We start from the raw sequence: 21,110 nt of genomic DNA, 5'->3' as shown, positions 1-21,110 counted from the left end.
GGCAGGGCGCTGAGTCACCGGGCGTGGGGCTGGGGTCTGCGGTCGGGTGCGGGGGTTTCGACACGCTCAGGCGCCGGGGCGCCTTCGCTGCTCAACCACCGGCGGGGATCGGCTCCGGTGGTTGAGCAGCGAGGAGCGCCAGCGCTGGTCTCCGGTGGTTGAGCAGCGAGGAGCGCCAGCGACGAGCGTGTCGAAACCCCTGCAGGCCCAGTCAGGGCGCTGAGCAGGATCGCCGTCCTCCACAGGACGCGAACGACCCGGAGTCCCGGTGCCGGGGCGGGGGCAATACGTAGCTCATGGCTTGGACCTACATCCTCGAGTGCGCCGATGGCAGCTACTACGTGGGTAGCACGATCGATCTCGAGCGCCGGGTGGGCGAGCACGACGCGGGCGTCGGTGCGGCGTACACGTCGCTCCGTCGGCGCCGACCGGTCCGCCTCGTCTGGGCCGCGGAGTTCGCGCGGGTCGAGGACGCGTTCGCCTACGAGAAGCAGGTGCAGGGATGGAGCCGGGCGAAGCGTCGGGCGCTGATCGAGGGCAGGTACGACGGTCTGCCGGCGCTCGCTCGGGGTCGTTGGCGTGGCGATCCGGGCTCGGGGTGACGTCGGCGGTCGGGTGCGGGGGTTTCGACACGCTCAGGCGCGGGGCGCCTTCGCTGCTCAACCACCGGCGGGGATCGGCTCCGGTGGTTGAGCAGCGAGGAGCGCCAGCGACGAGTGTGTCGAAACCCCGCAGGCCGAGGCAGGGCGCTGGTCGACCGGGCGTGTGCTTGAGGTCGGCGGTCGGGTGCGGGGGTTTCGACACGCTCAGGCGCGGGGCGCCTTCGCTGCTCAACCACCGGGTGGAGTCAGTACGGCGTGGTGCGGGCGACGGCGAGGGCGCGCTTGAGGAGGAACGGCGCGGCCTGCCTGCGGAGCCAGGGGCGGCCGGCCCAGAGGTAGCCGTCGACGTACGTCGCGGCGAGCTGCGCGACGTCGGCGGGGAGGCCCCAGCGGGGGTCGGCGACGTCGGCGGTCGGCGGGATGCCGAGGGTGACGCAGTGCTGCTGCTTCTTCGTGCGGCAGGTGGGCGCGCTGTCGAAGTCCCCGCCGTGGAGGTCACGGTGCTGCTCCCAGGTGAAGCCCCGGCCGTTCTGGGCGGTGTCCACCGTGAAGTGCTTGCCGGTGATCCCGCGGGCCTCGAGGGCCCGGACGACCTCCGCGCCGAAGCGCACCTGGCGCTCGGTGGTCTCGTAGTGGGTGGTGTTGAGGTGGAAGCCGCGCGCGTGCTGCACGCCGGCGCGGGTGAGCAGCCGCACCGCCTCGGCGGGGTCGAGGTGGTTCCAGCCGGCCGAGCCCGCCTCGACGTACACGCTGGTGCGGGGGAGCGCGGAGAGCTTCCGGCTGGCGTGCGCCACCAGCCGCGAGAGCACCTTCGAGCCCCGCGGCGCGCACATCGCGAACGGCCCGTCGGGCTGCAGCACGATCGCGGCGCGGGTGTCGCCGACGGCGCGGGCGAAGCGCGCGATCCAGCGCTTGTAGCTGGCCTTCTCGCGCGCGGTCGGCAGCCGGCGGCAGGCCTCGTGCTCCCACGGCACCATCCGGAAGACCGTCATCTGCACGAGGACGTCGTCGTCGCCGCCGGTGGTGTTGGCGACGTACTCCTCGACCTTGGCGCCGATCTGGCCGTCGGGGATCCAGGCCCCGAACCACTTCGCCTTCGGGGCCAGCGCGATCTTCGCGAGCAGCCGGCGGTTCTTCCCCGAGGAGCGCTGGTACGGCGCCCACGCCATCTCGGCGCCGCCCCGGTAGACCCCCCAGCGATGACCGGCGAGCGGGTTGTCGCTCGCGCGGGCGAGCGCGGGAGCGGGCGGGACCGCGGTCGCCTCCGTGGTCGCGGCGAGGACGCCTCCCGTCAGGACGAGGGAGACCAGGAGCGCGAGGAGCAGGCGGGGGACGCGGGGGAGCACGCCGAGGCGATCGGCAGGTCCGGGCCGGCAATCAAGGAGAACGGCCCGGACCTCGCCGGTCGCCCGGCTGCTCGGTCAGACGGAGGCCGGCTCGCCGGCCGGGGCGTACGACGTCCCGCGGGCCGCGCGGGTCCACAGCACGCCGTCGCCGGGCGTCGGGCCCTGGGCGGCGAGCTCGCGCTTGAGCACCTTGTTCGTGGCCGTGCTCGGCAGGTCGTCGGCGATCCGCACGAAGCGCGGCCACGCCTTGGGCGAGAGGTCCGGCTGGGCCGCGAGGAACGCCTCGAGCTCGGCCGGGGCGAGCGTGGCCTCGTCGCGGAGCACCAGCGCCGCCATCACCTGGTCGCCGACGTGCTCGTCCGGGACGGCGTACACCGCGACCCGGCTGACCACCTCGAGCCGCTGCAGGATCCGCTCGATCGGGCCGGCGGCGAGGTTCTCGCCGTCGACGCGCATCCAGTCGGCCGTGCGGCCGGCGAGGTAGATCCAGCCGTCGGCGTCGCGGTAGCCGAGGTCGCCGGACCAGTACATGCCGTGCCGCATCCGGTCGGCGTTGGCCTGGTCGTCGTTGTAGTAGCCCTGGAAGTAGCCGGCGCCCTCGACGTTGACGATCTCGCCGACCGCCTGGTCGGCGTTCGTCAGCGCGCCGTGCTCGTCGAAGACCGCGACCGGGCACTCCGCGACGGTCTCGGGGTCGTAGATCGCCACGTTGTTCAGGCCCTTGCCGATCGAGCCCTTCGGCGTGCCGGCCTCCCGGGTGATGATCACCGCGAGCTCCGTGGAGCCGAACCCGTCCATCACGGCGCACCCGAAGCGGCGGGAGAACTCGTCGATGTCCCGGTCGCTGGCCTCGTTGCCGAAGGCGTGGCGCAGCGGGTTGTCGGCGTCGTCGGGCTGCTCGGGCGTGGCCAGCACGTACGCGAGCGGCTTGCCGACGTAGTTCATGTAGGTCACGCCGTAGTGGCGGACGTCGGCGAGGAAGCGCGACGCCGAGAACTTCGTCGGCACCATCGCCGCCCCGCTGCCGATCGCGACCGCCCAGCCCGCGACGACCGCGTTGGAGTGGAACAGCGGCATCGAGAGGTAGCAGACGTCGTCGGCGGTGATCGCGAACCGGTCGATGAGGTTCATGCCCGAGAACAGCACCATCAGGTGGGCGACCTGGACGGCCTTCGGGTCCCCGCTGGTGCCGGAGGTGAAGATCATCATGAACGTGTCCATCGCCCCGACCTCGCGGTGCGGGACCAGGCTCGCCACGTCGGTCGCCGACCCGGCGAGGAGCTCGGCCCACTCGGCGGACGCGGTGTCGAGCACCCGGACGTCGCCGAGGTCGAGGCCGTCGAGCAGCGGCCGGTGCTCGGCGTCCGTGACCAGGATCTGGCACTCCGAGCGGCGGACGTCCTTGACCAGGCCCTCGCCGCGACGGGTGGTGTTGATCCCGCAGAGGACGTAGCCGCCCAGCGCGGCCGCGGCCATCGCGCGCAGCATGTCGGGCGTGTTGCCGAGCAGCACCCCCACGTGCAGCGGCCGGCCCGGGTCGGCCAGCTCGATCATCGCCGCTGCCTCGGTCGCGGCCTCGGTGAGGTGCTCCCGCCAGGTCCAGCGGCGGTCCTCGGTCAGCACGGCCACCGAGTCCTCCTCGGCGCGCTCCCGGAGCAGCTCCTGCACGTTCTCAGCCACGCGTCCACCCTCATCTCGTCCGACTTGACGCGTGTCAACTTATGGCGTGGCTCACATGCAGGTCAAGGGATTCAGGCGTACGTCGTGTCCCGGGCCGGGCGCCGCCAGACCGTCCCTCCGGACGGGTCGCCGCCCTCGGCGGCGAGCTCGCGCTTGAGCACCTTGTTGGTGGCGGTGCGCGGGAGGGTGTCGAGCACCCGGACCAGCCGCGGCCAGGCCTTCGGCGACAGGTCGGTCTGCGCGGCGAGGAACTCCGCCAGCCCGTCCGGGGTCAGCTCCCCGCGCAGCACCAGGGCGACCGCGACCTGGTCGCCCACGGACTCGTCCGGCACGGCGTACACCGCCGCCTCCTCCACCGCGGGGTGCCGCAGCAGCACCCGCTCGACCGTGGCCGCCCCGAGGTTCTCGCCGTCGACGCGCAGCCAGTCGCCGGTCCGGCCGGCGAAGTAGACGAACCCGTCGGCGTCGCGGTAGGCGAGGTCGCCCGACCAGTACATGCCGCTGCGCATCCGCTCGGCCTCGGCCTCCGGGTCGCGGTAGTAGCCGGCGAAGGCGCCGCCGCCGGTGGTGTTCACCAGTTCCCCGGTCGCCTCGTCGGCGTTCAGGAGGCCGCCGTCGGGGCCGAAGACCGCGTCCGGCGTCTCCTGCTCGGTCACGGGGTCGAGCACGGCCATGCCCGGCAGCGGCCGCCCCAGGCTGCCCGGGGGCATCCCGGGCACCCGCTGCACGATGACGGCGTTCTCGGTCGAGGAGTAGGAGTCGACCACCGTGCACCCGAAGCGCCGGGCGAAGGCGTCGATGTCGCGCTCGTTGGCCTCGTTGCCGAACACCAGCCGGAGCGGGTTGTCGGCGTCGTCGGGCTGCTCGGGCGTGGCCAGCACGTAGGTCAGCGGCTTGCCGACGTAGTTGGCGTACGTCGCGCCGTACCGCCGCACGTCGGGGAGGAAGCCCGAGGCGCTGAACCGCGGCGCGAGCGCGACCGCCGCGCCGGTCGCCAGGGCCGGCGCCCACCCCGCCATCACCGCGTTGGAGTGGAACATCGGCATCGCGAGGTAGGCGACGTCGTCGGTCCCGAGCTCGAACCGGCCCCCGAGCAGCGCCCCCGGGCCGGCCACCTTCGCGTGGGTGACGTTGACCGCCTTCGGCTCCCCGGAGGTGCCCGAGGTGAAGATCAGCATCAGCAGGTCGTCGGGCGCGACGGCGACGTCGGGCACCCCGGCACCGGCGCGCTCCGCGAGCGCCGCCGCCCAGGCGGGGGAGTCCAGGCGGACCACCGGCACCCCGAGGTCGACGTCCTCGAGGAGCCCGGCGTGCGCCTCGTCGACGAGCACGACCTGGGTGTCCGACCGGCGTACGTCGGCCACCAGCGCGGCGCCGCGGCGGGTGGTGTTCAGCCCGACGACCACCTGACCGGCCAGCGCGGCGCCGCCGAGGACCAGCAGGAACTCGGGCACGTTGTCGAGCAGCAGGCCCACGTGGGGCGGCTGTCCGGCCGGCAGCAGGTCGGCGAGCACCGCCGAGCGCACCGCGGACTCCTGCACGACCTCGGCCCACGACCAGACCCGCTCGGCGCCCGGACCGCCCGCCAGGAGGCCCGGCGTCGGGTCCTCCGCGCGCGCCAGCAGCTGGTCCCGCACGGTGGGCGTCATCCGCTCACGCCGGCTCGGCGGCCAGGGTGCGGCCGATGTGCAGCGCCTGCTCGGTGGCGCCGCCGTGCAGGAACTCGAAGCGCTTCGCCGCGGTGAAGTAGCGGTGCGCGGGCCCGTCGAGGTCGATGCCGACGCCGCCGTGCACGTGCACGGTGGTGTGCGCGACGCGGTGGCCGCTGTCGGCCGCCCACAGCTTCGCCATCGCGACCTCGGTGTCCGCCGGCTGCTCCTCGTCGAGCAGCCACGCGGCCTGCCAGAGCATCAGCCGCTGGCCGAGGGTGTCGATGTAGCCGTCCGCCAGCCGCTGGCTGACCGCCTGGAAGGTGCCGATCGGGCGGCCGAACTGCTCGCGCGTCTTCGCGTACGCCGCGGTCAGGTGCAGCGCCCCCTCGGTCACGCCGAGCTGCTCGGCCGAGGCGGCGAGCAGCAGCAGGTTCCGCAGCCGGTGGGCCGCGGTGCCGTCGGCCGGCCCGAGCAGCCGGTCGGCGCCGAGGAGCACGCCGTCGAGGTCGAGCCGCGCGACGGTGTCGCCGTCGGAGAACTGCTGGGAGGTCACCGTCACGCCGGTGTCGTCGGGCGCGACCAGGAAGACGCCGACCCCGGTGGGGGTCTGGGCCGGGACCAGGAACAGGTCGGCGTACGGCCCGGCGGGCACCACCGCCTTGCTGCCGCTGAGCCGGTGGTCGGCGCCGTCGTCCGCGGCCGTGGTCGTGGGCCGCGCCGGCGCGAACGCCCGCTCCTCGGCGACCGCGGCGGTCAGCACCAGCTCGCCGCTCGCGGCACCGGGCAGCCAGCGCTGCCGCTGCTCGTCGGTGCCGAGCTCGGCCAGCACCCGGGCGGCCGGGCCGTGGACGGCGAGGGGGACGGGCGCGACGGTGCGACCGACCTCGACGAGCACGCGGCACAGCTCGACGACGCCGAGCCCGGCGCCGTCGTACGCCTCGGGCAGCGCGAGCCCGAGCAGCCCGGCGCCGCCCAGCTCGGCCCACAGCTCGCGGTCGAAGCGGTCGCCCGCCAGCTCGACGGCGCGCATCCGCGCGGGGGTGGCCCGGTCGGTGAGGATCCGGGCCGCCAGCGCGGCGGCCTCGTCCTGCTCGGGGGTGAAGGTGAAGTCCATCAGGCTGCCTCTCGTCTCATCGGATCTCGACATCGGTCGGCGCCGGGGCGCCTCCCTGCTCGATCACCGCTTCGCCGCGGGCAGGCCGAGGCCCACGTAGCCGATGATGTCGCGCTGGATCTCGTTGGTGCCGCCGCCGAAGGTCATCACCAGCGAGCTGCGGTACATCCGCTCGATCCGCCCCGCCAGGACGGCGTCCTCCTCGGTGCCGCGGAGGCCGGCGAGCGGGCCGACGACCTCCATCAGCGAGCGGTAGACCTCGGTCGCCAGCTCGGAGCCGTAGATCTTGGTCGCCGACGCCTCGGCGGGGGACAGGTCGACCCCGTGGTCGGCGTCGGAGGCGAGCTTCCAGTTGAGCTGGGTGAGCATCTCGACCCGGGCGTGCGCGCGGCCGAGCGCGATCTGCACCCACTCGGAGTCGATCACCCGCTGGCCGTCGGGGTTCTTGGTCTCCTGGGCCCAGGCGCGCACCAGCCGCAGAGACTGGGTCAGCGGGGCCGAGGAGGTCAGCGCGACCCGCTCGTGGTTGAGCTGGTTGGTCATCAGCGACCAGCCGCCGTTGAGCTCGCCGACCAGGTTGGTCGCGGGCACCCGCACGTCCTCGTAGTACGTCGCGCTGGTGCCGACGCCGGACACCGTGTGCACCGGGGTGTAGGAGAACCCGGGCGCGTCGGCCGGCACCAGGATCATCGAGAGACCCTTGTGTCGCGGCAGGTCGGCGTCGGTGCGGCACGCCAGCCAGATCCAGTCGGCGTACTGGATCAGCGAGGTCCACATCTTCTGGCCGTTGATGACCCACTCGTCGCCCTCGCGGACGGCGCGGGTGCGCAGCGAGGCCAGGTCGGTGCCGGAGCCGGGCTCGGAGTAGCCGATCGAGAAGTGCAGGTCGCCGGCGAGGATGCGGGGGAGGAAGTACTCCTTCTGCTCGTCGGTGCCGTACCGCATGATCGTCGGCCCGACCGTGTTCAGCGTCAGGTAGGGGATCGGCACGCCGTGGTCGGCCGCGACGTCGGTGAAGATCAGCTGCTCGACCATCGAGCGCGCCTGGCCGCCGTACTCCTCCGGCCAGCCGATGCCGAGCCAGCCGTCGGTGCCCAGCCTGCGGATGACGTCCTTGTAGACGCCGGCCTCGCCGAACTCGCCGGTCGCGGAGGCCAGGCCGGCCCGCACCTCCGGGGTGACCAGGGCGGCGAAGTACTCGTGGAGCTCCTCCCGCAGGGCGAGGTGCTCGGGGTCGAGAGCGAGGTGCATGGGTCCCCCTCGGGAGTGGATGATGGGACGCGCGCTGGCACCGCCGTCGCAAAAACTATAACCTGTTCTCGTTTTGGTCCACCGGTACCAGCGACCCGTCCGGGCCGACCCACAGGAGGCACGCATGAGCGACACCAGGTTCCTCGACCAGGGCACCGCGCCCGCCCGCTACGCACGGGGCTGGCACTGCCTGGGCCTGGCGGAGTCCTTCCGCGACGGCAAGCCCCACGGGATCGAGGCGTTCGGCACCAAGCTCGTGGTCTGGGCGGACTCCCAGGGCGACATCAACGTCCTGGACGGCTACTGCCGCCACATGGGCGGCGACCTGACCCAGGGCGAGGTCAAGGGCGACGAGATCGCCTGCCCGTTCCACGACTGGCGCTGGGGCGGCGACGGCAAGTGCAAGCAGATCCCCTACGCCCGGCGGGTCCCGCTGCGCGCGCGCACCCAGCGCTACCCCGTGGCGATCCGCAACCAGCAGGTGCTGGTCTGGCACGACGTCGAGGGGTCCGCGCCCGACCACGACGTGCTGCCGCCGGAGCTGCCCGGATTCGCCGCGGGCGAGTACACCGACTGGGAGTGGGTCTCCGAGCACATCGAGGGCTCGCACTGCCGCGAGCTGATCGACAACGTCGTCGACATGGCGCACTTCTACTACGTGCACTTCGCCTTCCCGACGAGCTTCCGCAACGTCTTCGAGGGCCACGTCGCGACCCAGTTCATGGAGTCCAAGGGCCGCCCCGACAAGGCCGGTGGGTACGGCGACGCCGAGATGTTCCTGAAGTCCGAGGCGACCTACTACGGGCCGTCGTACATGATCAACTGGCTCGACACCGAGTACAAGGGCTTCAACACCGAGGTCGTGCTCTTCAACTGCCACGTCCCGACCGGGCCGGACTCCTTCCTGCTGCAGTACGGCATCGTGGTGAAGAAGCCCGAGGGCATGGACGACAAGACGGCCAACTTCATCGCCAAGAAGTACGCCGAGATGTTCGGCAGCGGCTTCCTGCAGGACGTGCACATCTGGAAGAACAAGGTCCCGGTCCAGAACCCCCTGCTGTGCGAGGAGGACGGGCCCGTCTACCAGCTGCGCCGGTGGTACGAGCAGTTCTACGTCGACGCCGCCGACATCGCCCCGGAGATGACCGACCGGTTCGAGTTCGAGGTCGACACGACCAAGGCCAACGAGTTCTGGCAGGAGGAGGTCGCCGAGAACCTCCGCAAGAAGGCCGAGGCCGACGCCGCGCCGAGCGAGGACGCCGAGAGCCCCCAGATCATGACCGGCACCTGAGATGGCGTCGTTCGTCCCGAGCAGTCCCGACACCCTCGAGGACCAGCGGCTCTACACGCGCGCCCGGCTCACCGACGTCGCGTGCCTGGACTGCCTGGCCACGGTCGGCGTGAAGAAGAACAGCGAGCACCACACGTCGGTCCAATGGAACGGCGAGGCGCGGGCGCACTGCCCCGACCTCGGTCGCCGCACCGGCGGACGCGACCTGTACCCCGCCTGCCCCCGCATGCTGGCGAGCATCGAGGCCGCCGCACGCGACGGGCAGATCCCCATCGGCGCCGAGGACGGTTACTGACCCCCATGGACACCCAGTCCTTCGAGCTGGAGGTCGTCGACGTCGTCGAGGAGACGGCCGACGCGCACTCCATCACCCTGGCCCTGCCCGAGGTCGACGCCGAGCACTTCGGCTACCGGCCCGGGCAGTTCCTGACCGTTGCCGTGCCGAGCGACCAGACGGGCGTGGCGGCGCGCTGCTACTCGCTGTCCAGCAGCCCGGTGGGCGGCGGGCCGCTGACGATCACGGTCAAGCGCACCGCCGACGGCTACGCCTCCAACTGGATCTGCGACCACGTGCGCGAGGGCGACACCCTCCGGGTGCTGCCGCCGAGCGGCATCTTCACCCCGGCCTCGCTCAGCGCGGACCTGCTGCTGTTCGCCGGTGGGTCCGGCATCACGCCGGTCATCTCGATCACCCGGACCGCCCTGCAGCAGGGCACCGGCCGGATCGTGCTGTTCTACGCCAACCGGGACGAGCGGTCGGTCATCTTCGCCGAGGAGCTGACCCGGCTGGCCGCCGAGCACCCCGACCGGCTGATGGTCGTGCACTGGCTGGAGTCGGTGCAGGGACTCCCGAGCGCCGAGCAGATGAAGGCGTTCGCCTCCGCCTACCAGTCGTACGACGCGTTCGTGTGCGGGCCGGCGCCGTTCATGAAGATGACCGTGTCCGTGCTCAAGGAGCTCGGCTTCCCCCGGGAGCGCCGGCACCAGGAGAAGTTCATCTCCCTCGGGGGCAACCCCTTCGGCGACCTGCACGACGTGGAGGTCGCCGAGCACGAGATCGAGGTGGCGCAGACCGACCCCGACGAGGTCACCGAGGTGGTCGACGGCGACGAGCCGCAGCCGCAGGGACCGGTCCACCTCGAGGTCGAGCTCGACGGCGAGCAGCACGTCTTCGACGACTGGGCCCCGGGCACCAAGCTCCTCGACCACCTGGAGGCCAAGGGCGTGAAGGCGCCGTACTCCTGCCGCGAGGGGGAGTGCTCGGCGTGCGCCATCCGGCTCCTGGAGGGCGAGGTCAAGATGCTCCACAACGACGTCCTGGACGACGACGACCTCGCGGACGGCATCCGCCTGGGCTGCCAGGCCGTGCCGGTCACCGACACGGTCAAGGTCACCTACAGCTGAGGGTCACCAGCCGCGGGTGCGCCACTCCGCGAGCGACGGGCGCTCCGCGCCGATCGTCGAGTCGTTGCCGTGGCCGGGGTAGAACCACGTGGCGTCGGGGAGCCGCTGGAAGAGCCGGGTCTCGACCTCGTCGATGAGCTGGGCGAAGGCGGCCTCGTCACCGAACGTGTTGCCGACCCCGCCCGGGAAGAGCGAGTCGCCGGTGAACAGGTGCGGGTGACCGTGCGGGTCGTCGTACAGGAGCACGATCGAGCCGGGCGTGTGGCCCGCGACCGCCAGGACCTCGAGGCTGGCGTCCCCGACCGCCACCCGGTCGCCGTGCCGCACCCGCCGGGTGACGGGGACGCCGGTCTGCGAGGTGATCGCGTCGGCGTCCGGCTCGCCGGCGACCACGTCGGCGCCGGTCGCCTTCACCACGTCGGCCAGGGCCCGGTGGTGGTCCCAGTGCTGGTGCGTGGTGACCACGGTGGTCAGGCCGTCCGAGCCGATCAGCGGCAGCAGCACCTCGGGCTCGGCCGCCGCGTCGACCAGCACCTGCTCGCCGGTGGTCGTGCACCGCAGCAGGTAGCAGTTGTTCGACATCTGCTCGTCGACGGCCACCTTCGTGATCGTCAGGCCGGTCAGCTCGCGGGTGTCGGGCTCGCCGCCCGGCACCACCTCTCCGGTGTAGCTCACCATGCTCCCGTCCGCGGCAACGCGCCGCTCTCGCTCGTCAGTCCGGCCCCGTCGCCGCGGCCGGTCAGCCACCAGCCCAGGTCGGTCACCGGACCGGACACCGTGGGCCCGCCCTCGGCGACCGTCCAGGACCGTCCCAGATCGGTGGCCTGGACCACGAACCCGGACGACCATCCTCCTCGGCGGACCATGGCGTCCACCAACCGGGCTGCGAACGCCTCGTCCCAGTCGGCGGTGCGGTACGTCGTCGCGAGGTCGACGTGGTGCACCTCGACCTCCCGCAGCCGCATGTCCGGCACCTCCGCGGCGAGGAAGGTGCGGTGGCTCCCGGGGGTGCGCTCGAGGCGTGTGCCCCAGGCCTCGCCTGGGACGGCCGCGAGGGCGTCGCCGAGGGCGGTCACCGACGCCAGGAGCCGGTCCCGGACCTCGCCGTGCCGGGCCGCGGCGAGCCCCGCGATGTCCTCGCCGCGCCGCTCGGGGGTGGCGTACATCGGCACCGTGCGGCCCGCGACCAGGCCCGTCAGCGCCCCGGTCAGGCCCTCGGCGTTCAGCGCGAGGTGGGCGACCACGTGGGCGCGGGTCCAGTCCGGCAGCCCGCTCGGCGCCGTCCAGTCGGCGTCCTGCAGCCGGTCGACGGAGCGGACCAGGCGCTGCGTGGCCTCGGGCAGCAGGGCGACCGTGGTCGGGTCGGGGATGGGGGTGGGCACCCGTTCATCCTCGCCGGAACGCGGGCGCTCCGCCAGCACCCCGTACCACGAGCGGATGCCGGCCGACGGCATTGTCGGTGCCGCGTGAGATCGTGTCGTGGTCATCTCTGGGCCTCCGGCGCGCGCTCCCGTGCGCTTGAACCGCCCCGTAGGATGGCGAACGTCTGTTCGAACGACTGAGGGACTATTGGTGGCAGACCAGCTGATCATCCGGGGCGCCCGGGAGCACAACCTCAAGGACGTCTCCGTCGACCTGCCGCGCGACTCGCTGATCGTGTTCACGGGGCTCTCCGGCTCCGGGAAGTCGTCGTTGGCCTTCGACACGATCTTCGCCGAGGGCCAGCGCCGCTACGTCGAGTCGCTCTCGGCGTACGCCCGCCAGTTCCTCGGCCAGATGGACAAGCCCGACGTCGACTTCATCGAGGGCCTCTCGCCCGCGGTCTCGATCGACCAGAAGTCCACGTCGAAGAACCCGCGCTCCACGGTCGGCACGATCACCGAGGTCTACGACTACCTCCGCCTGCTCTACGCCCGCGCCGGCCGGCCGCACTGCCCGGTCTGCCACGCCCCGATCGAGCGGCAGACGCCGCAGCAGATCGTCGACCGCATCATGGGGCTCGAGGAGGGTCGCCGCTTCCAGGTCCTGGCGCCGGTGATCCGCGGCCGCAAGGGCGAGTACGTCGAGCTCTTCCGGCAGCTGCAGGCGCAGGGCTACTCCCGCGTCCGGGTCAACGGCGAGACCCACCCGCTCGACGAGCCGCCGAAGCTCGACAAGCAGAAGAAGCACACCATCGAGGTCGTCGTCGACCGGCTCGCGGTCAAGCCGTCCTCCAAGCGCCGGCTCACCGACTCGGTCGAGACGGCGCTGCTGCTCGCCGGCGGCCTGGTGCTCTTCGACTTCGTCGACCTCGCCGAGGACGACCCGCAGCGCGAGCTGAAGTTCAGCGAGAAGATGGCGTGCCCCAACGACCACCCCATCGACACCGACGACCTCGAGCCGCGGTCGTTCTCGTTCAACTCGCCGTTCGGCGCGTGCCCGGCCTGCCACGGCCTCGGCACCCGGATGGAGGTCGACCCCGAGCTGGTGGTCCCCGACGAGCACGCCACCCTCGGCGAGGGCGCGATCCAGCCCTGGAGCCAGGCCCACGTCGCCGACTACTTCCTGCGGCTGATGGGCGCGCTGGGCGACGAGCTCGGCTTCGACCTCAACACCTCCTGGTCCGAGCTGACCCCGAAGGCGCGCAAGGCGATCATCGAGGGGCACCCCACCAAGGTGCACGTGGTCACCCGCAACCGCTACGGCCGCGAGCGCGCCTACTACGCCGAGTTCGAGGGCGTCCGCTCCTACATCGAGCGGCGCCACCGCGAGGCCGAGACCGACACCAGCCGGGAGCGCTTCGAGGGCTTCATGCGCGAGGTGCCCTGCCCCACCTGCGCGGGCAGCCGGCTCAAGCCGGTGTCGATGGCGGTCACCCTCGGCGGCAAGAACATCGCCGAGGTCTGCGCGCTCTCCCTCGACCGGGCCGCGGAGTTCCTAGGCTCGCTCGAGCTCTCCTCGCGGGAGAAGCAGATCGCCGAGGTCGTGCTGCGCGAGATCCAGCAGCGGCTGCAGTTCCTCCTCGATGTCGGGCTCGACTACCTCTCCCTCGACCGGGCCTCCGGCTCGCTGTCGGGCGGCGAGGCGCAGCGCATCCGGCTCGCGACCCAGATCGGCGCCGGCCTGGTCGGCGTCCTCTACGTGCTCGACGAGCCGTCGATCGGGCTGCACCAGCGCGACAACCAGAAGCTCATCGAGACCCTGGTCCGGCTCAAGGAGCTCGGCAACACGCTGATCGTCGTCGAGCACGACGAGGAGACCATCCGGGTGGCCGACTGGGCCGTCGACGTCGGCCCGGGCGCCGGTGAGCACGGCGGCCAGATCGTGCACAGCGGCACCGTCCAGGAGCTGCTCGACCACCCCGACTCGATCACCGGCCAGTACCTCTCCGGGCGCCGCGAGATCCCGGTCCCGGAGGTACGCCGCCCGCGCACGACCGGGCGCGAGCTCACGGTGGTCGGGGCCCGCGAGAACAACCTGCGCAACATCGACGTCACGTTCCCGCTCGGCCTGTTCGTGGCCGTGACCGGTGTGTCCGGCTCCGGCAAGTCGACGCTGGTCAACGACATCCTCTACAGCTCGCTGGCCAAGCAGCTCTACAACGCCCGGGCGATCCCGGGCCGGCACACCCGGATCACCGGGCTCGAGCACGTCGACAAGGTCATCCACGTCGACCAGTCGCCGATCGGCCGCACCCCGCGGTCCAACCCCGCGACGTACACCGGGGTCTTCGACCGGGTCCGCAAGCTCTTCGCCGACACCCCCGAGGCCAAGATGCGCGGCTACCTCCAGGGGCGGTTCTCCTTCAACGTCAAGGGCGGCCGCTGCGAGGCGTGCCAGGGCGACGGCACGATCAAGATCGAGATGAACTTCCTGCCCGACGTCTACGTCCCGTGCGAGGTCTGCCACGGCGCCCGCTACAACCGCGAGACGCTCGAGGTCCACTACAAGGGCAAGACCATCGCCGAGGTCCTGGACATGCCGATCGAGGAGGCCGTCGACTTCTTCGCCGCGGTCCCGGTGATCTCGCGCTACCTCCGCACGCTGGTCGAGGTCGGCCTCGGCTACGTCCGGCTGGGCCAGCCGGCGACCACCCTGTCGGGCGGCGAGGCGCAGCGCGTCAAGCTCGCCACCGAGCTGCAGCGCCGGTCGACGGGGCGCACGCTCTACGTCCTCGACGAGCCGACCACCGGCCTGCACTTCGAGGACATCCGCAAGCTGCTCGGCGTCCTCGGCCGGCTCGTCGACGCGGGCAACACCGTGCTGGTCATCGAGCACAACCTCGACGTGATCAAGACCGCCGACTGGCTGGTCGACATGGGTCCCGAGGGCGGCTCGGGCGGCGGCACGCTGGTCGCCGAGGGCACGCCGGAGCAGGTCGCCGCCGTCCCCGAGAGCTACACCGGCATGTTCCTGGCGCCGGTGCTCGAGGGCCGCCACGCCAAGCAGCCGACCCGCAAGCTCCCGGCCGCCTCGGCGCCCGAGCCGCGCGGCCGTACCGCCGCGTCGGCGTCCAAGCGGGGCGAGCGGGTCCAGGCGAGCCGCGCGAAGGGCGGCACGCGGACCTCGTGACCGGGACGTCAGCCAGGTAGTGTCATCTTCAACCACTGATACCCCACTGCCGAGAGGATCTCGACCGTGACTCGCGACGACTCCACCAGCACCTGCGCCTGCCTCAGCCGACGGCACGCCCTCGCCGGCGCCGCGACCGTCGGTCTCGGCGTACCGTTCCTGGCCGCGTGCGCCGGTGACGACAGCGGCTCCGCCAGCGACCCGGCCGGCGGGTCGTCCTCGTCCGGTGGGGGCACCCCGTCCGGCGGGGGCGGCGGCACGGGCGGCGGCGGTGGCGGTGCCGGCCTGGCCTCGGCCGCCGACATCCCGGTCGGCGGCGGCGTCGTGTTCGCCGACGAGTCCGTGGTGATCGTGCAGCCCACGGAGGGTGACTTCCGCGGCTGGTCGGCGGTCTGCACCCACCAGGGCTGCAAGGTCGACGGCGTCGAGGACGGCGTCATCGTCTGCCCGTGCCACCACAGCACGTTCTCGATCGAGGACGGCGCCCCGCTGGGTGGTCCGGCGACCTCACCCCTCGGCGAGGTCGCGCTCACCGTCGACGGCGACTCCATCACCCTGGCCTGAGGCCACCGCCCGCCACCGCCGGTCGCGCACCGACGGCCGGCGGTCCAGGCGCTCGTCCAGGAGCCGGCCCGCCTCCTCGAGGCGGCCGCCCCGCAGCAGGGCCGCGATCCGGGTCTCCTCCAGGACCTCGCGCTGGGCGTCCGAGCCGCCGAGGCGGCGGCTCGGGCCGGCGAGCCGGGCCAGCGCGTCCGCGGCCTCGGACGCCCGCCCGTCGGCCAGCATCCGGAGCGCGCGGGCCAGCGGCGCCACCACCTCCCGGTGGACCGGGTGGTCGTGCGCGTCGCTGCGACGCGCGAGCCGGTCCAGGCCCGCGCCGTCCCCGACCGCCAGCAGCACGACCGCGGCGTGCAGCGCGAGGAACGGCGTGGCCGGCCGCTCCAGCACGTCGTGCCCGGTGACCGCGACGACCGCGTCCAGGCCCGGGACGTCCGTGGCGCCCGGGGTGAGCGCCCACCGGAACAGCAGCGACCCGGTGTCGACGAGCGCGCGGCACCCCAGGCCGAGCTCGGGGCGCAGCTGGCCGGCGTGCCGACGGCGTACGGCGTCCAGGTCGCCCAGGGACAGCTCGTGCAGCGCGGCGTGCCAGGAGAAGTGGCTCGCGCCGTCGGTCGTCCGCCCCTCCTCGGCGATCCACCCGTCCATCCAGGCGAGCCCGGCCGCGTGGTCGCCGGTCTCGTAGTGAGCGTGGGCGCGGGCGTGCGCGGCGTGCCCGGCGGCCGGCTCGACGGCGAGGGACCGGCACGCCAGGTCCATCGCGTCGTCGTACCGGCGCTGCTCCTGCCGCACGAACCCGAGCAGGCCGGCGAACCACCAGTCCTCGCCGTACGCCGGGGCGGCGCGCTCGACCAGCGCCCAGGCCTCCTCCGGCACCTCCGTCGCGCCCGCGAACGCGATGGTGGGCACTGCCGAGGAGAGCAGCAGGGCGTCGCGCGGGTGGTCCTCGAGGTGCCGGAGCAGGGGGCGCGAGTCGCCCCGGACGTGGGCCAGGACGGCGTGCACGTGGCTGCGCTCGCGCTCGGTGCCCCGGGCGGCGTGCAGGGCGGCGTCCCGCATCCGGGCGCCGAGGTCGACCTCGAGGCACATCTCGTGGCCGAGGAGCGCCAGCGCCGCGTGGCCCAGCGCGAACGTCGGGTCGATCGCCACCGCGGCCGCGATCCCCGCCGCGGCGCCGTGCCGGAGGCGGAGCAGGTCGCCGAGGCCCCGGTCGTACGCCGCCGCCGCCTCCGGGCTGGTGGTCAGGGCGTACCCGTAGCGGTCGCGACACGGCATGAAAGGACAGTAAGTCAGTAGTGCAATGAAGGAAAGCGGACGCGCGGGGGCGGCGCACCCGACCCGGCCCTCGAACATGAGTACGCGTACCGATGCCTGGACGCCCGAGGTCCGCGAGGGTCGAGCCATGACGACCACGGCGGCCCCGGACACCACCAGCCAGCACCAGCGGATCCTCGCCGTCACCACCCTGGTGATGGCGAGCCTCGCCTGCCTGGGAGCCCTCTGGGGCTTCGTCGAGACCCGGCAGGCGGTCGCCGACGACGAGTTCCTCGCCGAGCTGGGCTACGTCGTCGTCATCGCCCTCGCGGCAGCGGGGGTCCTCGGCGCCGCCCTGACCGGGCTCGGCCTGTGGGTGCGGTCCCGGACGGCGGCGTCGTGGCTGCTGTGGTCGGGCCTGGTGGTCGTGGTGGCGCCGTTCGTGCTGGGCGTGCTCCTCCTCGGCCTCGCCTGAGCGCGGTCCTGTCCCCGCCGGACCGTAGGGTTGAGGAGTGCCTCCCGCCCGCCCGTCACGCGCCGCCCGAGGCCCGCTGTCCTACCGTCCAGAGCCCGGCTCGATCCCGACCCAGCCGGGCGTCTACCGGTTCCGCGACCCGCGGGGGCGGGTGATCTACGTCGGCAAGGCGAAGAACCTGCGGGCCCGCCTCTCGTCGTACTTCCAGGACATCGGCAACCTCCACCAGCGCACCGCCACGATGGTGACGACCGCGGCGAGCGTCGAGTGGACGGTCGTGAACACCGAGGTCGAGGCGCTCCAGCTGGAGTACTCCTGGATCAAGGAGTTCGACCCGCGGTTCAACGTCAAGTACCGCGACGACAAGTCCTACCCCTGGCTGGCCGTGACCGTCGGCGAGGAGTTCCCCCGGGTGATGGTCGGGCGCGGGGCCAAGAAGCGCGGCACCCGCTACTTCGGTCCCTACAGCCACGCCTGGGCGATCCGCGAGACCGTCGACATCCTGCTGCGGGTCTTCCCGATGCGCTCGTGCAGCAACGGCGTGTTCAAGCGCTCGGCGCAGATCGGCCGGCCCTGCCTGCTCGGCTACATCGACAAGTGCTCCGCGCCGTGCGTGGGCAACGTCAGCGCCGAGCAGCACCGCGAGATCGTCGACGACTTCTGCGACTTCATGGGCGGCCAGACCCGGCCGTTCATCCGGCGCATCGAGAAGGAGATGTACGCCGCCTCCGACGCGATGGACTTCGAGAAGGCGGCCCGGCTGCGCGACGACCTCGGCGCGCTCAACCGGGCGCTCGAGAAGCAGGCCGTGGTGCTGGGGGACGGCGCCGACGCCGACGTGATCGCGCTCGCCGAGGACCCGCTCGAGGTCGCGGTGCAGATCTTCTACGTCCGCGGCGGGCGGATCCGCGGCCAGCGCGGCTGGGTCGCCGACCGGGTCGAGGACGGCGAGACCCCCGAGCTGGTCCAGGACTTCCTGCTCCAGCTGTACGCCGGCGACCCCGAGTCGGTCCCGCGCGAGATCCTGGTGCCGGCGCTGCCGCCCGACGTCGAGGTCTTCGAGGAGCTGCTCTCCGAGCTGCGGGGGAGCCGGGTCGCGATCCGGGTGCCGCAGCGCGGCGACAAGAAGACCCTCCAGGAGACCGTCGCACGCAACGCCGGGCAGGCGCTGGTCCTGCACAAGACCCGGCGCGCCAGCGACCTGACCACCCGCAACCGCGCGCTCGAGGAGATCCAGCAGGCGCTCGAGCTCGACGAGGTGCCGCTGCGGATGGAGTGCTACGACGTCTCCAACCTGCAGGGCACCGAGGTCGTGGCGTCGATGGTGGTCTTCGAGGACGGCCTGGCGCGCAAGAGCGAGTACCGCCGGTTCGTGATCCGCGGCGTCGACGGCCAGAACGACGTCGCCTCGATGCACGAGGTGATCACCCGGCGGTTCCGCCGGCTGCTCGACGAGCAGGCGCGCTCCGAGGTCAAGCCCGGCGACGACACCACCGGCCCGATGCTGGTCGACCCCGAGACCGGCCGCCCCCGCAAGTTCGCCTACGCCCCGGGGCTGGTCGTCGTCGACGGCGGGCCGCCGCAGGTCGCGGCCGCCCAGCGCGCGCTCGACGAGCTCGGCATCGACGACATCCCGGTCTGCGGGCTCGCCAAGCGGCTCGAGGAGGTCTGGCTGCCCGGCCAGGAGGACCCGGTCATCCTGGCGCGGTCCTCCGAGGGGCTCTACCTCCTCCAGCGGCTGCGCGACGAGGCGCACCGGTTCGCGATCGGCCACCACCGCTCCCGCCGATCCAAGTCCATGGTCGAGAGCCTCCTCGACGACGTGCCCGGGCTCGGCGAGGTCCGCCGCCGGACGCTGCTCAAGCACTTCGGCTCGCTGAAGAAGCTCCGCACCGCGACCGTCGAGGAGATCGCCCAGGTGCCCGGCATCGGCACCCGTACCGCCACCGCGATCAAGGATGCGGTCACGGAGTCCGCGGAGACCCGTCAGACTGTCTCCGTGAACACCGCGACCGGCGAGATCGAGGAGGGCTAGAGGTGGACGCACCCGTGCCCCCGGGAGAGCTGGTGGTCGTCACCGGGATGACCGGCGCCGGCCGCAGCACGGCCGCCAAGGAGCTCGAGGACCTCGGCTACTACGTCGTCGACAACCTGCCGCCCAGCCTGCTGCGCGACGTCGTCCGGCTGGTCGACGAGAGCCGCGGCACCGGGCAGCCGATCGCGGTGGTCGTGGACATCCGCTCCGGCTCGTTCTTCGGCTCGCTCCAGGCCAACCTCGAGCAGGGGGCGACCGGTCGGCAGACGACCCTGGTCTTCCTCGACGCGAACGACGAGGTCCTGGTCCGTCGCCAGGAGGCCGTGCGCCGCCCGCACCCCCTCCAGGGCGGCGGCCGGCTGCTCGACGGGCTCGAGCGGGAGCGCCGGGTGCTGGCCGACCTGCGCAGCACCGCCGACCTGGTGATCGACACCAGCGCGCTCAACGTCCACCAGCTCACCAGCCGGATCTCCGAGGCCTTCGGCACCCCCGACACCACCCGGCTGAAGGTGACGGTGATCAGCTTCGGCTTCAAGTACGGCATCCCGGTCGACGCCGACTTCGTCGCCGACATGCGCTTCCTGCCCAACCCGCACTGGATCCCCGAGCTGCGTCCCGCCACCGGCAAGGACAGCGAGGTCTCGGCGTACGTCCGCAGCCGGCCGGGCGCCGAGGAGTTCCTCGACGGCTACGTGCCGGTGCTCGCCGGGGTCGCGGAGGGCTACCTCCGCGAGGGCAAGCGGTTCATGCGGGTGGCCGTCGGCTGCACCGGTGGCAAGCACCGCAGCGTGGCGATGACCGAGGAGATCGTCAGCCGCCTGGTCGAGCGCGGGTTCGCCGCCCGCGCCGTGCACCGCGACCTGGGCAAGGAATGAGCGGCCAGCGCGCCCAGTCGGTCGTCGCCTTCGGGGGCGGGCACGGGCTGCACGCGTCCCTGCGCGCCCTGCGGCGGCTGGTCGACGACCTGACCGTCGACGAGCTGACCGCCATCGTCACGGTCGCCGACAACGGCGGCTCGTCCGGACGGCTCCGCGGGGAGTTCGGCGTGCTGCCGCCCGGCGACCTGCGGATGGCGCTGGCCGCGCTCTGCGGCGACGACGAGTGGGGGACCACCTGGTCCAAGGTGCTGCAGCACCGGTTCGCCGGAGAGGGCGACATGCGCGGGCACGTCGTCGGCAACCTGCTGATCGTCGGGCTCTGGGAGCTGCTCGGCGACCACGTCGACGCCCTCGACCGGGTCGGCCGGCTGCTCGGCGCGAAGGGGCGGGTGCTGCCGATGGCGCTCACCCCGATGGACATCACCGCCGAGGTGCGGGGCGCGGACGACACCATCACCGTGGTCCGGGGCCAGGTCGAGGTCGCCACGACCGACGGGGTGATCGTCGGCATCGCGCTCGACCCGCCCGACCCCGAGCCGTGCCCGGAGTCCGTGGCGGCGGTCGAGGAGGCCGACTGGGTGGTGCTCGGCCCCGGGTCCTGGTTCACCTCCGTGATCCCGCACCTGATGGTGCCGGAGATGCGCGACGCGCTGGTCCGCACCGACGCACGGGTGATCGTGGTGCTCAACCTCGTCGAGCAGGCGGGGGAGACACCCGGGTTCGGGCCCGCCGACCACCTCGCCGTGCTCGCCGAGCACGCGCCGGACCTCAAGGTGCACACCGTCCTCGCCGACCGAGCCAGCGTGGGGGAGGACCTCGCCGAGCTCGCGGACCTGGTGGCCGCCACCGGAGCCGAGCTGGTGGTCGACGACGTCGCCGAGCACCCCGGTTCGCCCCGGCACGACCCGGCGCTGCTCGCCGCGGCGTACGCCCGGATCCTGGAGCGTGGCTGAGGTCACGGGGGCCGTGGGGTGCCCCTCGGGGTGTTCCCCGAGGTGATTGACTCGCGTGCGAGGATC

18 protein-coding genes are annotated in these 21,110 nt (G+C 72.8%); 10 read left to right on the top strand and 8 right to left on the bottom strand.

Annotated features, from left to right (window positions below; translation table 11 throughout):
- Window positions 1-296 precede the first annotated feature (296 nt).
- Complete coding sequence (locus tag H4O22_RS11380) at window positions 297-602, top strand: GIY-YIG nuclease family protein (protein WP_182523525.1); 306 nt, start codon at window positions 297-299, stop codon at window positions 600-602.
- 245 nt (window positions 603-847) lie between these two features.
- On the opposite strand, the gene H4O22_RS11375 is transcribed toward H4O22_RS11380, so the two are convergent.
- From H4O22_RS11375 to H4O22_RS11355, 5 genes are all read right to left on the bottom strand, one after another.
- A complete protein-coding gene (locus H4O22_RS11375) occupies window positions 848-1,948 on the bottom strand; it encodes a glycoside hydrolase family 6 protein (protein ID WP_182523524.1) in 1,101 nt (366 codons plus the stop codon).
- 75 nt (window positions 1,949-2,023) lie between these two features.
- Window positions 2,024-3,628, bottom strand: a complete 1,605-nt coding sequence (gene fadD1 / locus H4O22_RS11370; protein WP_182523523.1) for a fatty-acid--CoA ligase FadD1 — start codon at window positions 3,626-3,628, stop codon at window positions 2,024-2,026.
- 71 nt (window positions 3,629-3,699) lie between these two features.
- Window positions 3,700-5,277, bottom strand: a complete 1,578-nt coding sequence (locus tag H4O22_RS11365; protein ID WP_182523522.1) for a long-chain-fatty-acid--CoA ligase — start codon at window positions 5,275-5,277, stop codon at window positions 3,700-3,702.
- A 4-nt stretch (window positions 5,278-5,281) separates the two neighbouring features.
- Entirely contained in the window at window positions 5,282-6,394 is a 1,113-nt protein-coding gene (locus H4O22_RS11360; RefSeq protein ID WP_182523521.1) for an acyl-CoA dehydrogenase family protein, read from the bottom strand.
- Between the two features lie 63 nt (window positions 6,395-6,457).
- The gene (locus H4O22_RS11355) at window positions 6,458-7,645 is read right to left on the bottom strand and encodes an acyl-CoA dehydrogenase family protein (protein ID WP_182523520.1); all 1,188 of its coding nucleotides are present in this window, start codon (window positions 7,643-7,645) and stop codon (window positions 6,458-6,460) included.
- A 124-nt stretch (window positions 7,646-7,769) separates the two neighbouring features.
- On the opposite strand from H4O22_RS11355, the gene H4O22_RS11350 reads away from it, so the two are divergent.
- The 3 genes from H4O22_RS11350 to H4O22_RS11340 are packed head-to-tail and all read left to right on the top strand — an operon-like array spanning window position 7,770 to window position 10,340.
- Window positions 7,770-8,936, top strand: coding sequence for a 3-ketosteroid-9-alpha-monooxygenase, oxygenase component (locus H4O22_RS11350; protein ID WP_182523519.1), 1,167 nt, complete (start codon window positions 7,770-7,772; stop codon window positions 8,934-8,936).
- Between the two features lies 1 nt (window position 8,937).
- On the top strand, window positions 8,938-9,231 hold the full coding sequence (locus tag H4O22_RS11345; RefSeq protein WP_182523518.1) for a hypothetical protein: 294 nt from the start codon (window positions 8,938-8,940) through the stop codon (window positions 9,229-9,231).
- 5 nt (window positions 9,232-9,236) lie between these two features.
- Window positions 9,237-10,340 (top strand): 2Fe-2S iron-sulfur cluster-binding protein, encoded by a 1,104-nt coding sequence (locus H4O22_RS11340; protein ID WP_182523517.1) that lies wholly within the window; start codon window positions 9,237-9,239, stop codon window positions 10,338-10,340.
- A 3-nt stretch (window positions 10,341-10,343) separates the two neighbouring features.
- Here H4O22_RS11340 and H4O22_RS11335 read toward each other — a convergent pair whose 3' ends face one another.
- Together H4O22_RS11335 and H4O22_RS11330 are read right to left on the bottom strand one after the other, a co-directional pair.
- Window positions 10,344-11,018, bottom strand: a complete 675-nt coding sequence (locus tag H4O22_RS11335) for an MBL fold metallo-hydrolase (RefSeq protein WP_182523516.1) — start codon at window positions 11,016-11,018, stop codon at window positions 10,344-10,346.
- Window positions 11,012-11,722, bottom strand: coding sequence for a maleylpyruvate isomerase family mycothiol-dependent enzyme (locus H4O22_RS11330; RefSeq protein ID WP_182523515.1), 711 nt, complete (start codon window positions 11,720-11,722; stop codon window positions 11,012-11,014). The genes H4O22_RS11335 and H4O22_RS11330 overlap by 7 nt, the downstream gene beginning before the upstream one ends.
- A gap of 190 nt (window positions 11,723-11,912) precedes the next feature.
- On the opposite strand from H4O22_RS11330, the gene uvrA reads away from it, so the two are divergent.
- Both uvrA and H4O22_RS11320 read left to right on the top strand, forming a co-directional pair.
- Complete coding sequence (gene uvrA / locus H4O22_RS11325; protein WP_182523514.1) at window positions 11,913-14,891, top strand: excinuclease ABC subunit UvrA; 2,979 nt, start codon at window positions 11,913-11,915, stop codon at window positions 14,889-14,891.
- Window positions 14,892-14,957: 66 nt separating this feature from the next.
- Window positions 14,958-15,455 carry a Rieske (2Fe-2S) protein gene (locus H4O22_RS11320; RefSeq protein WP_182523513.1) on the top strand — a complete coding sequence of 166 codons (498 nt, stop codon included), beginning with the start codon at window positions 14,958-14,960 and terminating at the stop codon, window positions 15,453-15,455.
- Here the strand turns inward: H4O22_RS11320 and H4O22_RS11315 are convergent.
- Window positions 15,399-16,724 (bottom strand): tetratricopeptide repeat protein, encoded by a 1,326-nt coding sequence (locus tag H4O22_RS11315; protein ID WP_182523512.1) that lies wholly within the window; start codon window positions 16,722-16,724, stop codon window positions 15,399-15,401. The two genes, H4O22_RS11320 and H4O22_RS11315, sit on opposite strands and share 57 nt — an antisense overlap.
- A gap of 127 nt (window positions 16,725-16,851) precedes the next feature.
- Here H4O22_RS11315 and H4O22_RS11310 point away from each other — a divergent pair, with 127 nt between their 5' ends.
- Genes H4O22_RS11310 through H4O22_RS11295 form a run of 4 tightly spaced genes read left to right on the top strand, consistent with a single transcriptional unit; the run spans window position 16,852 to window position 21,044 of the window.
- On the top strand, window positions 16,852-17,178 hold the full coding sequence (locus H4O22_RS11310) for a hypothetical protein (RefSeq protein WP_182523511.1): 327 nt from the start codon (window positions 16,852-16,854) through the stop codon (window positions 17,176-17,178).
- Window positions 17,179-17,215: 37 nt separating this feature from the next.
- Window positions 17,216-19,213 (top strand): excinuclease ABC subunit UvrC, encoded by a 1,998-nt coding sequence (gene uvrC, locus H4O22_RS11305; protein ID WP_182523510.1) that lies wholly within the window; start codon window positions 17,216-17,218, stop codon window positions 19,211-19,213.
- A gap of 2 nt (window positions 19,214-19,215) precedes the next feature.
- Complete coding sequence (gene rapZ / locus H4O22_RS11300; protein WP_280530161.1) at window positions 19,216-20,088, top strand: RNase adapter RapZ; 873 nt, start codon at window positions 19,216-19,218, stop codon at window positions 20,086-20,088.
- Window positions 20,085-21,044 carry a gluconeogenesis factor YvcK family protein gene (locus tag H4O22_RS11295; protein ID WP_182523509.1) on the top strand — a complete coding sequence of 320 codons (960 nt, stop codon included), beginning with the start codon at window positions 20,085-20,087 and terminating at the stop codon, window positions 21,042-21,044. Before rapZ ends, H4O22_RS11295 begins: the two co-directional genes overlap by 4 nt.
- Window positions 21,045-21,110 lie beyond the last annotated feature (66 nt).

Source organism: Nocardioides dongkuii, assembly GCF_014127485.1.
Taxonomy (GTDB): domain Bacteria; phylum Actinomycetota; class Actinomycetes; order Propionibacteriales; family Nocardioidaceae; genus Nocardioides; species Nocardioides dongkuii.
This window is presented reverse-complemented; position numbering and strand designations above follow the sequence as displayed.

Coding starts and splice junctions, on each gene's coding strand:
- H4O22_RS11380 (WP_182523525.1), top strand. CDS start 297: ATGGCTTGGACCTACATCCTCGAGTGCGCCGATGGCAGCTACTACGTG.
- H4O22_RS11365 (WP_182523522.1), bottom strand. CDS start 5,277: ATGACGCCCACCGTGCGGGACCAGCTGCTGGCGCGCGCGGAGGACCCG.
- H4O22_RS11360 (WP_182523521.1), bottom strand. CDS start 6,394: ATGGACTTCACCTTCACCCCCGAGCAGGACGAGGCCGCCGCGCTGGCG.
- H4O22_RS11355 (WP_182523520.1), bottom strand. CDS start 7,645: ATGCACCTCGCTCTCGACCCCGAGCACCTCGCCCTGCGGGAGGAGCTC.
- H4O22_RS11350 (WP_182523519.1), top strand. CDS start 7,770: ATGAGCGACACCAGGTTCCTCGACCAGGGCACCGCGCCCGCCCGCTAC.
- H4O22_RS11345 (WP_182523518.1), top strand. CDS start 8,938: ATGGCGTCGTTCGTCCCGAGCAGTCCCGACACCCTCGAGGACCAGCGG.
- H4O22_RS11340 (WP_182523517.1), top strand. CDS start 9,237: ATGGACACCCAGTCCTTCGAGCTGGAGGTCGTCGACGTCGTCGAGGAG.
- H4O22_RS11335 (WP_182523516.1), bottom strand. CDS start 11,018: ATGGTGAGCTACACCGGAGAGGTGGTGCCGGGCGGCGAGCCCGACACC.
- H4O22_RS11315 (WP_182523512.1), bottom strand. CDS start 16,724: ATGCCGTGTCGCGACCGCTACGGGTACGCCCTGACCACCAGCCCGGAG.
- H4O22_RS11310 (WP_182523511.1), top strand. CDS start 16,852: ATGACGACCACGGCGGCCCCGGACACCACCAGCCAGCACCAGCGGATC.
- H4O22_RS11295 (WP_182523509.1), top strand. CDS start 20,085: ATGAGCGGCCAGCGCGCCCAGTCGGTCGTCGCCTTCGGGGGCGGGCAC.